Below are 10,204 nucleotides of genomic sequence, written 5' to 3' on the forward strand. Positions count from 1 at the left end.
GAGAAGTGAAGAATGCCCCGAAATAACTCAGGGCTGTGGTCAGGTAGATATCGAATTCTTTAAGGTTTTGAACTACCGAGCGCTAGTTCATCTGTTTTAGGGAGGTGGTTGTCTTAGAAATTGATATTTCTGACATTTGACTTATTGATTTGCTTAGTCAAATCGTAACTGGTTAACTGAGCAACTATCTGCTCTGAAACACCTAAATCGTTTGCAATATCAAAAATCGAAATACCCAAATGCTCGTTGAGCTGATCTATTGCAGCTGATAAAAGCTCTGGCTGCTCCATTGGTATTTGATCATCTAAGTCTTCTGTTTTCGATTGACCCGATTTATTCAAATAAACATTGGCGGTTCTGTACTGTTGCGACGAAATTAACCCAAGATAATTAGCTCGATAAATTATTGCTCTCGCACTAACACGCCATCTAAGTTTCAATGCAAAGATTTTCTCCCACCTAATTCGAACAGGTCCCACACATTGAGGAAACTCTTTCAGAAAAGCCTTACGTGGAAAAAGAAACGCACTTGCAAAAGCATCAGCTTCTCTCTCTGTTTTAGCACACCCAGTTTCTACACCTTGATGCAAAACCAAATGGCCACATTCATGCGCCAAATCAAAGCGCATTCTACAGCAGCTTTCCTTCGCATTATTTCTTACTATGATGGGTCTTTTTCGATTCATTGATAACGCATCAACTTTATCTGAAACACCATCAAAGCAAGTGATTACAGCGCCATTATTCTCCAGTACTCTAACCATGTTTGTAACTGGTGCATCCAAACCCAGACCCCAGTTAATACGACATTGCTCCGCTGCTCTTTCGATAGCCTCCGCACTCAGATCTGATTCTTCAAAATCAATAAAATTGGCAACAGGCAACTCAAGATGATCTTCAATAATCTCAACTAATAGTTCAAAAATAGTGCCGAGAGCCAATACTCGATTTGCAAGTCCAACCGGTGTTGTTTTGCGCTTGCGAAAGTGGCATTGCTCATACTTAACATCATTTTGTGGTTTCTTAAAAAAGAAATCACTTTTCACTTTTAATACTTCAGCCAATGCCAAAAGCAGGTCTCAGCAGGTGGTTTAACACCTGCTTCAAGCTGATGTATAAACTGACGACTGACCGCAACTAACTCACCAAGTTCTTGTTGAGTAATTCCGGCCATCAATCTCGCCAGCCTTAGTTTTTCACCAAAAAATTCGTTATTCATGATTTACTACAATTTTCGACTTTTTCTTAATTTTGATTTTAGAAACAGCCGATTCAAGTTCAACACCATGAGAAACATTCTCATCAGTATCTGTTATTAACGTAACCTTAGAATTCATTGGCACTTCCCAGTTGACTACAATTTCACCAACATCGCTATAACCAACGAAAAAGGCGCGATCTACACATTTAGTTTGATCAGTGCTCAGAACAAAAAACCAAATGATCTCTGACGGACTATCTTGTGTAGAAAATAACTCCATTTGCATCATAGCTTCGTGGGAACGTATCAGTTTCCCTGATGGGAGTTTGTCAGGCTGACCTTTCCAGAAACGAACTGGAACGTCAGCGATACTAAACGTAAACCTCCCTTTCGGGGTCAGTATCTTAAGCCAATCAACTTCAAGTGACTTCCTTACTAAATGTGTACAACAACACTCGTAGGACCTTATGCCCAATGATTTGTTAGTGTCACCCAAATCTCTGTTGTGTAAATCTACAACATCTGCTCGAACATCTGCTAAAAGTTGAGCAACTTCAATCAGCTGACTTTCTTTAAAATTAGGATTTAGTGTCATCGGTGTGTTCAAATTTGTTACCTCAGGTAGTAAAGCAATAGGATTAGATACCATGGACAATAATATGCTAATTTTAAAATTTGTCAACCTACCTACAACTTGTTAACCCGATACTAAAATGTAAACTAAATCTTCTTCTGCAAGTGGCTTAACGCCAACCCCGCCATCAATGCCAAACCGATGATCAGCGACGGCAACACCACCGGTGGAATAGCCAGCGGGGCGAACAATCCCATAAACAGCAAAATGACACCTGAGCCCAGGATAATCATGCTGTAGCGGTGAATAATAGGGCTCGAAAAATCAAAGGTTGTCTTCTTGACCTTCCAGGTCATCAAACCGTCCCACAACGCCGGTAACATGAGAATAAGCGCAAAGGGCAACCAGACCATCAGCAAAGCAAATCGAGTGAATACTTGGTACAACACATCAAAAAATGCCTGAATACGGTCTTCCACCCAGACAAACCAAAAGCCTCCCATGTTCTCCATCCCTTTAGAGCGCAGTCGTTGCTCTTCAGTGGGGATTAAAAAATCACGCACAGATTGCTCCATCTGCGTATCCACAACCCATGACTGATACCAGCGATGGCTAGTTTGACCAATCCAATAGCTTGTTTGTGCGCCCAATTGGTTTTGGATCATCTGCTTCTCTTTACTGATGACCCGGCCAGTCCAATCACCGGGCACTAGCACGCCAATGGCAATAATCTCCAGCATCAGCGCCAGACACAGCAGCCAAACTGACTTATGCTTGCTCATGCCAAACATCCTCTTCTACTCGGGCCAGCATGGCTGCAACGGTTGGCGTCATAATCCGGGCTTTAATCACTTGTTGAAGCCGCTTTGTCGTCGTGTGACCACTTTCATAACGCACTGCGATGCGGTCTTCAGCCAGATACTCCATTCGATTTGGACGATTACGAATCCAGGTGTGGAAATACACACCATCCACGGCGGCCCACTCGAAATGGTCAGGATCATGCAGGCGAATCCCCGTTAAAGCACTGGCGGCAGTCCAGGTCAATGCCTCAATGAAATGCCAAAGGCGTACACTGTCATCATCACAACTGACTTCTTCATAACTGCCCAAGCCATTACACAGACACAAATCAAAGATGGAATGGCCATCTAACGTGAGCGCATCCGTTAAATAGTCCGCCAAACAGTGCACTGAAGCCAAAGCATGAGGCCAATCGGTTTCAAGCAGTCTTAAGGCTTCCTTGAACTGAGGGTTATGTTGCTGCCACTGAGCGAGCATTTCTTTACTGGTAAATGTTGTCATTTTCAGACAGACAGAATGATGCATACAGACTCCTTATGCTGCCTGTGTAGAGCTGGTTAAAATAGGAATGCGGCCTTTGATCACGCGGCCACCTGAAAGCTTGGCGATGTACTCCAGGTTCGGGAGCTGGCCTAATAACTGCGGTGGAAACATATCGCCTTCTTCCTCCATCAAGCGCTCGCCATGATTGCCGGTAAATAACGCGGGGCTGTCCGAGTTTGACGACATACCTTGAGTTTGCATGATGTACTGCAACCGAGTCTTAGGCAGATTGTCGGTAATGTACTGCTGCGTTTCGGCATCCATCACCCGAAGGGCTATCAAGTTGTTAATGTTACCTAACACCTGACGTGCCTTAGCTTCGCTGCCTGTACGAGCTGCAAAGTCAGCAAAGGTCTGAGTAGCAATCACACAACGCATTTTTGCGCCACGGCCTTTGTTGAGCAGTTGAATGAAGGGATCGTTGACGACTTCAGCCGCCTCATCGATGAAGATATTTACGGGACGATTTTCCACACCATAGTTATAGCGGTCACCGGCCACGGCGGTGAGATCCGATAAAAGCAACGAACCGATGGCGCTGCCAACCATGGCGTCGGTCAATGAATCCAAGCCGATATACGCCACTTGGGCATTGTTGATAATACGGCCAGAATCCGTAATTAACCGGCTGTCATCCACGTCGTTTGCAATCGGTGATAGCAATGGACCTAGTTCACTTGATGTGAGCATATTGAGCACCGGCATCAATGAAGCCACCATCTTTGAATAGTGGGTTCTGTCATGTTCAAACATGCTCAAAAGGCCTTCCAAATCGGTATTGGCGGCAACGGGCTGAATGCGTTCGTAGTAAAAAGCAGCATCGCCATGGCTTGTTTAGCCAAGGTATTGGCCTTTTCAGTAAAGCGTTTAATCTCCACACTAAAGTTTGGATACACCTGCTCCCCCCAGGCTGTGACGGCTTTTACTACCAAGCCTTCTGGGCCACCTTCCAAGAACCGTCTCAGTGTTTTCAGATCAGGACGCTGTGAAGTAAGCAACAAACCTTGCACGATGTTATTCAGTGCCATTTGGCCAAAGGCTTTAAACGGATCAGCACCGGTTTCAGATGGGATTAATGCCGCAATTCGGCTGGCAATTTCAGTGCCCCGGTTAAAGTTTCTCAGGGGATTAAGACGTACAGAATGCTCTGGAAAACCCGGATGAAAATACACAAAGCGCTCAGGACTACCGGCGGCAATACAGGCTCGCTGTGCATTATCCTTAAGCTCTTTGTCTCCCTTGGGGTCAATAATAATCACGGCTTCATTGCGCAAAATGGCCTGGGTGATCATCGCATCAAAGCATCGGGTTTTCCCTGCACCGGTCGTACCGACAATTAAGGTGTGCCCCTCAGTATGACCAACTGGCTGGTAAACATCTTCTTCTTTGGGCTCGACACCATGAATCCAGGTCGAGCCCATTTGCTTGCCATGACCCTGGTTAAGCAAGGTTTGCTTATCCCGCTTTAAGATTTCATAAGCGCGTTGGGCATGGCGTTGGTCCCACTCAAAGCCATAACCTAACCACAATTCATCAGGATGTTTTGCCATCACTTTTTGCAAATGCGCCAGCTCCATAAAAGCCAATGGTTTGCCTTTTAGCCCCTTCTGCAACTGATAAAGACGATAAGCCTCAGGCAGGCGGTACAACGCCATGCCCGAGGAAATCCCTGTCATCCACCAAAATGGCTCAGGTGGTAGCTCAGTCAGCATTTCTGCGGCAATTGCCCCAGTTGCCCCAACTAGCCAACCTGCTGCTGCCATGGCTTCATAGTTCGTGCGCCAGGGCATCTCATATGCGTTTTCTTTCATTCATGCTCCGCAAAATAACCGTTTGCAATCCGCTCAACTTCAAATGGATTAACGCTTAGCGTGAGCGGTAAACAGAACCGTTTCCCCCTCATCAAACTGGCATTGGTCACTGGCCGAGATCCCCCGAAGTAGCTGTCCGGCTGGAATGCCATGCTCCTTGGCGACTTGGCGTAAGGTTTGAATCGTGACGCGAATACCATCGACACTATGATCCACGTCTGGGTAATCGCCATCGGTCAGTAAGATGGGCAAATCTTTCACAAAATTAACCATCTGTTGCCGCTGCGCGTGTTTGGGGTCGATACTTGAGTTCGCATTGGGCGCAATCGGCTTTTGCTTGCGCTCCGCTCTTATGGCGGGCTCCTTTGCTTGGGCATTGGTTGCCTCAGTTCGACTCGGACGCTGTGCAGCTACTTCATCCTGAAATTCCGCCGGTTCTTCGTCTTGATTGGAGAGATCTATCAGTACAGTTAGCCCTTTAGAAATCGATACTTTCAGCAGTAACCCTTGCTCCTGAACTCCTTCATTCGTATTCACAGTTCTGGCCTTACGTGTCGGGTTTGCAGGATCTAGTTCAAGCCAGTCTAATCGACTGAGTTCAGCAAGCAGTTTTCGGGGAGCACACCAAGGCCTTACGGCATCTGGATAGCGGATCAGTATCTGTTCACCAACCATAACCAACGCACTGCTGGCCTCTGGGAGCCACGCCAAAGATTCAGGGAGATTCAATGCTTCTGCATCGTGCTGTTTTGCGTTATTTGCGATAGCAGCATCGCTTGAATCGTTTGGCTTTTCACAACCATCACCCGGAACATTTTCATTTGCCTGAAGGTGATTAACATCACTGGCATGACGAAGTTCATCATCTTGTTCGGACGATTTTATCCATGGCGACTCAGCAGAATTGCTGTGTTCAATTGATGATGACTCTTCAGGCAAGCCTGAATGCTCACTGATGCGACTCTGAGGCTCTGCTTGTGTTTGCTGTGTTGCTTCCCACTCAGATTTGCTGAACAGCGTTACGCTACTTGGCACATTCGAGCTGAACAATAAATCGGCCTCAGATATATGCAGCATGGGTAACCAGATTGGCTTGTCATCTTTGATCAGCACTTCAGGGGCAAGGCTTTCATATCGCTCATTTGAGGTGGATTTCGTGGCCAATCCTCGCTCAATGAGGATGTCCGCAAGGGTATCGGGATCTCTTGGTATGCCAGGTATCTTGTCTTTTGCTAATAGCTCAATGATGTCCTTAGCCGCGCTTTTCCAAACCAGGCAAAGATGGGTTGATTGATTCGATTTTCGTACCCAGACTCTGGCGTCTCGCTGATTGACCAGCCATTGCGAACTAGCAAGTAATCGCCTCATGGCATCAAGTAGATAGCGTTCGACTGGGACACCAAGGGCATTGTCGTCAACGGAAATTCGTTGAGCTTTCAGGTCTCGCTGGACACTTATTTGATCAGCTTCAATGACCAATTTAGATAGAACATGTTCGGGATCGGTATTGCCAATCGCTTCCAGCATGGCTTGCAAAATTTCAGGGCCAGGTTGAGTTAACCAGGCGAGCAACTCAGGTGTCATTACTCGGTTTAACACCAGAATTGAAAATTGCTCGTGCCGCTTGCACCGTCCATCGCGCCAGCGAATGAAATAGCGTTCAATGCTGTTATTAGTGGTCCACTGGGATAAGGTTTCTAAAAAAGGGTTCCACTGATAGCGTCCATCTTCGTCTGTGATGGACAGGTCTGAAACAGGTTTACCAATATCATGGAACAAACCGCCAAGAGCCGCCGCAACACGCCACCTTGGTTCCAGCTCTTTTTTTTCAACAGGTGTGCCACTGGCAACAAAGATGATCCCTTCAGCTGCTTGTGCCGCCCAGAAAGCAACTTCCAACGAATGACGTAATAAACCACCCGCACCACTGTGATGATGATGCTCAGATGCTGGCAGCAAGTGGACATAAGCCGCCAGATGATCAATGCAGGGCTGAACCAGCCTTTGAAACTCACGCTGATTAAAGCCAAGTACCTGGCGCAGTTTGGCAATTAGCTCGTCTTGTGTGGACTGCAAATCCTCGGGTGACGCAGCTGGCAACCCCTTCAGAAATGGCGGATAGCGTGGAATGTCCGTAGAAATTAAATCTACCTTTTTCTCAATATGCTTATTGAACAGCTTGAACATAAGAAAGCCCAAATAAAAACATTATTTGGCTTTCTTGCTGAGCGGCTATTCAGATAGGTTATAAAAATTTCTAACTATCGCCACTATCACGCCAATTTAGTCACTCTTTGTACTCAAATTCACTCAAAAGGCCATCAACAGTTCTTGATAATGTAATAGCATCATGAGGTAACAAAACGTAATGCCAAGGTTTTCCGCCAACTTTAGCTGCGTTTTCATTCGCATAACTACACCACCTTGTTGCAGCTTTTGCTTTAGCAATTACATCAACATCTTCCAACTCTTTCGCCTTCTTTGGCTCCATTAACAGGAAAAGTGTTTCTGTTTCAACAACAAAATCTGGCTCATAGTTTTGGCCACTTCGGTATTCTATGCGGAACTGTCCTGGGCTTGGTTTCATCCATCTAACAACTGTTCGATCTTGCTCTAGCACCTGAGCTAAACGAAGCTCTCCATCTACTGAATCAAATTTCTGATATGGGTAACAACAGCGGTCAAAACCAGTGAAAAGCATCTGCCTTACTTTGTTCTTTTGCCCTGGTGGTATTGGTGCACGGAAGTCCCTAGGTTCCTCATCATTAGCAAAGTTGAAAGTAGTAGGTTTTAACACATCAAAACCTTGAGTCACACTACCAACATAGTCAGTTGGCGTTGTCCACATGTGCTGTTTTATTTGCGACCAAATAAAATCCGCTAAAATACGGCCTGCCGACTTAAGCACTCCCTCAGCATCAACATCGCTCAAATAGCTTTTTAGGTGCGCAACCATTTGACCAGATAGCTTATAAAGCATTCCTGCATGCTCATCGTAATCAATCTCGTCGTGATCCATGAGGTAAAATACCAAATAGTTTTCAAGCCGTGCTTCTGAAACAGCACTTTTCTCCCAGTTAATTGAACTTATTTGACTGGTCTCCAGATTGCTTATGATGATTTCATTGGACTGTGGTTTAAGAGAAATACGTTCCAAACCTGAAAGATCAAAGTCATTAAAACCATAGTTAACATCACGAGTAGGAAGCACCACGATTTTGGGAATGTCTATGGTATATTCTGCGATTTTATGTGTTACAGTTGAAACAATTTCATCTACAGTAGCGGCATCAAATAATTCGACTTGCTCTTTTTCTTGTGCAACAGAGTGGTTATACCCTTCAGTCACCCTGTTTGATCCCTCAGCATTCATAACAAATAATTCTTTCGCGACTTGATGAACACGCTGAGTAATGTGTTTTTTAACGTGCTCCGCTGTCAGTTGCTTACTGCTATCGAGATTTTTTGCTTCTTGCTGAACAATGGCAACAGTAAGTTCAGCAATCTTCTTCTGCGTTGGGCTATATACTTTGCTCGTTGCATTATCGCTTGAATCAGAGTTATCAATTTGATTCGAACGTCCCACTTCATAGTTCGCTCGCCCATCCCCTATTGAACTGTTGTCAATGTAAATAGGCTTATTGCCTAAAGCGTAATCCACCATTGAAGGTACGAAAATCTGCTTAGGTTTTTTTTCTGGAATATCATCTTCATCGCTGGAACCTATATAAAGAGTCTTTTTGATGATGGACTCTTTGTCGTTCGCCTGATCGATAATCTCTTGGAATCGGTCGTGCGCAATAATCGTCAACCGATCAACAGCCTCTACATTAGTTCTCTTACCGTAAGGTAAACGAAGCCCTCGACCGATGGTTTGCTCGGTTAAAATTTCAGATGCAGAAGCACGAAGAGGCACAATAGTATAGAGATTGGTGACATCCCATCCTTCTTTTAGCTTGTTAACATGAATCACTATTTCCGTATCTTTATCATGCTCAACTGCAAGTAATCTCTGAGTCGTCTCCTCTGACTCCTCACCAGTTTGATTAGAATGAACAGTTATAACTTTCCCTTTATAAGCACCTTCGAAGAAAGAATCATCTTCAATTTTTTTCTTCAATACTTCTGCATGTAACGTATCCTGTGCCACAACAAGCATGAATGGCTTAACTAGCTTAACTCCTGCATTGTTCGCATAACTAGCCAACTCTGTTTTCACATACTCGTGATGGTGAATGCCATCTTCTAATTTAATTTCCTCCAAGCGTTCTAGAGAGTAATCACTAGGTTTAAATTCCTTGCGTGTTGCAACAGCTGGTGTTTTGACATACCCATCATTCAAAGCACTTGCTAATGGATAGTGATAAATAATATTTGTAAACTCTTTCGGTTTTGAACCGACAGTTTTTGGCGTTGCGGTAAGCTCAATACCTAATACAGGCTTCAGATCATTTAATGCTTTTGCACCAGCAGAAGCATAGTATCTATGTGCCTCATCCATAATAACGACAAGATCAGGCAAATCAGCAAGGTAGTTGAAATACGAATCACCAATATACTCTTGCAATCGACGCATTTTTGGATCATTAGATTTGTTAGCGCCCACTTTATTGTCTTTCGCGTTTATTTTCGAAACGTTGAAAATATTGATATGTGGCGCCTCTTCGCCTGCAAATAAATCACCTGTCATTGTCGCAGCAACAGCATAGTCTAATCGCACACCGCGACCATCCTCATAATCATCACCAGTGATGATTACAGGTGGTGTTTGAACTAACTCCGGAATCCCTTGAAAAACATACTTTGGATTCCCCATAAGGAAATCTTTTTTCAGCTTCTCATAAATCGTCAAGTTAGGCGCAAGCACAAAAAAATGTCTACTACGACCAGTCAAATACAACCAAGCGATCATTGCGCCCATCAGACGTGTTTTGCCAACACCTGTTGCAAGAGCAAAACAGAGTGAAGGGAAGTCACGCTCAAACATTTTCATTGATGGGTATTGTGGTTTCAAGACCTCAATCCAACGATTCAAATCTGGATCTTTGCTCAATTCCATTTGTTCTAGAACATCACACAAAATTTGCAATGATTTTTCTTGTGGATTACGAAGAGAGAGTCGAGCACTAATTTGATTGGCTACTTTTACATCGTCACTCATTTATTACGCTTCCTCTTCATCGTCGTAAAGTTCAACATCATCTTCAGCTAACACATTCAAAGTAAAGCTGTAATCGTCGTTGTCCCACTCGCATTTATTCAAGATTGATT

General features: G+C 44.5%; 9 protein-coding genes. All 9 read right to left on the bottom strand.

What is annotated here, in order from left to right:
• Positions 1-113: 113 nt before the first annotated feature.
• Positions 114-1,064: an ImmA/IrrE family metallo-endopeptidase gene (locus WH43_RS19950; RefSeq protein WP_286050033.1), complete on the bottom strand. Its 951-nt coding sequence runs from the start codon at positions 1,062-1,064 to the stop codon at positions 114-116.
• Positions 1,049-1,219, bottom strand: coding sequence for a helix-turn-helix transcriptional regulator (locus WH43_RS19955; RefSeq protein ID WP_082335863.1), 171 nt, complete (start codon positions 1,217-1,219; stop codon positions 1,049-1,051). Before WH43_RS19955 ends, WH43_RS19950 begins: the two co-directional genes overlap by 16 nt.
• Positions 1,212-1,850, bottom strand: coding sequence for a hypothetical protein (locus WH43_RS19530; protein ID WP_053426200.1), 639 nt, complete (start codon positions 1,848-1,850; stop codon positions 1,212-1,214). The genes WH43_RS19955 and WH43_RS19530 overlap by 8 nt, the downstream gene beginning before the upstream one ends.
• A gap of 71 nt (positions 1,851-1,921) precedes the next feature.
• A complete protein-coding gene (locus WH43_RS19535) occupies positions 1,922-2,557 on the bottom strand; it encodes an IncC plasmid conjugative DNA transfer DtrJ family protein (RefSeq protein ID WP_053426201.1) in 636 nt (211 codons plus the stop codon).
• Positions 2,544-3,104 (bottom strand): hypothetical protein, encoded by a 561-nt coding sequence (locus WH43_RS19540; protein ID WP_053426202.1) that lies wholly within the window; start codon positions 3,102-3,104, stop codon positions 2,544-2,546. The genes WH43_RS19535 and WH43_RS19540 overlap by 14 nt, the downstream gene beginning before the upstream one ends.
• Before the next feature lie 9 nt (positions 3,105-3,113).
• Positions 3,114-3,875 (bottom strand): conjugative transfer system coupling protein TraD, encoded by a 762-nt coding sequence (gene traD / locus WH43_RS21245; protein WP_502694060.1) that lies wholly within the window; start codon positions 3,873-3,875, stop codon positions 3,114-3,116.
• A 2-nt stretch (positions 3,876-3,877) separates the two neighbouring features.
• Entirely contained in the window at positions 3,878-4,933 is a 1,056-nt protein-coding gene (locus WH43_RS21250; protein ID WP_502694061.1) for a type IV secretion system DNA-binding domain-containing protein, read from the bottom strand.
• A gap of 48 nt (positions 4,934-4,981) precedes the next feature.
• The gene (mobH, locus tag WH43_RS19550; RefSeq protein WP_053426203.1) at positions 4,982-7,120 is read right to left on the bottom strand and encodes a MobH family relaxase; all 2,139 of its coding nucleotides are present in this window, start codon (positions 7,118-7,120) and stop codon (positions 4,982-4,984) included.
• A gap of 100 nt (positions 7,121-7,220) precedes the next feature.
• The gene (locus WH43_RS19555) at positions 7,221-10,094 is read right to left on the bottom strand and encodes a DEAD/DEAH box helicase (RefSeq protein ID WP_053426204.1); all 2,874 of its coding nucleotides are present in this window, start codon (positions 10,092-10,094) and stop codon (positions 7,221-7,223) included.
• Positions 10,095-10,204 lie beyond the last annotated feature (110 nt).

This window comes from Rheinheimera sp. KL1 (genome assembly GCF_001275035.1).
GTDB classification, from domain to species: domain Bacteria; phylum Pseudomonadota; class Gammaproteobacteria; order Enterobacterales; family Alteromonadaceae; genus Pararheinheimera; species Pararheinheimera tangshanensis.

Coding starts and splice junctions, on each gene's coding strand:
- WH43_RS19955 (WP_082335863.1), bottom strand. CDS start 1,219: ATGAATAACGAATTTTTTGGTGAAAAACTAAGGCTGGCGAGATTGATG.
- WH43_RS19530 (WP_053426200.1), bottom strand. CDS start 1,850: ATGGTATCTAATCCTATTGCTTTACTACCTGAGGTAACAAATTTGAAC.
- WH43_RS19535 (WP_053426201.1), bottom strand. CDS start 2,557: ATGAGCAAGCATAAGTCAGTTTGGCTGCTGTGTCTGGCGCTGATGCTG.
- WH43_RS19540 (WP_053426202.1), bottom strand. CDS start 3,104: ATGCATCATTCTGTCTGTCTGAAAATGACAACATTTACCAGTAAAGAA.
- traD (WP_502694060.1), bottom strand. CDS start 3,875: ATGTTTGAACATGACAGAACCCACTATTCAAAGATGGTGGCTTCATTG.
- WH43_RS21250 (WP_502694061.1), bottom strand. CDS start 4,933: ATGAAAGAAAACGCATATGAGATGCCCTGGCGCACGAACTATGAAGCC.
- mobH (WP_053426203.1), bottom strand. CDS start 7,120: ATGTTCAAGCTGTTCAATAAGCATATTGAGAAAAAGGTAGATTTAATT.
- WH43_RS19555 (WP_053426204.1), bottom strand. CDS start 10,094: ATGAGTGACGATGTAAAAGTAGCCAATCAAATTAGTGCTCGACTCTCT.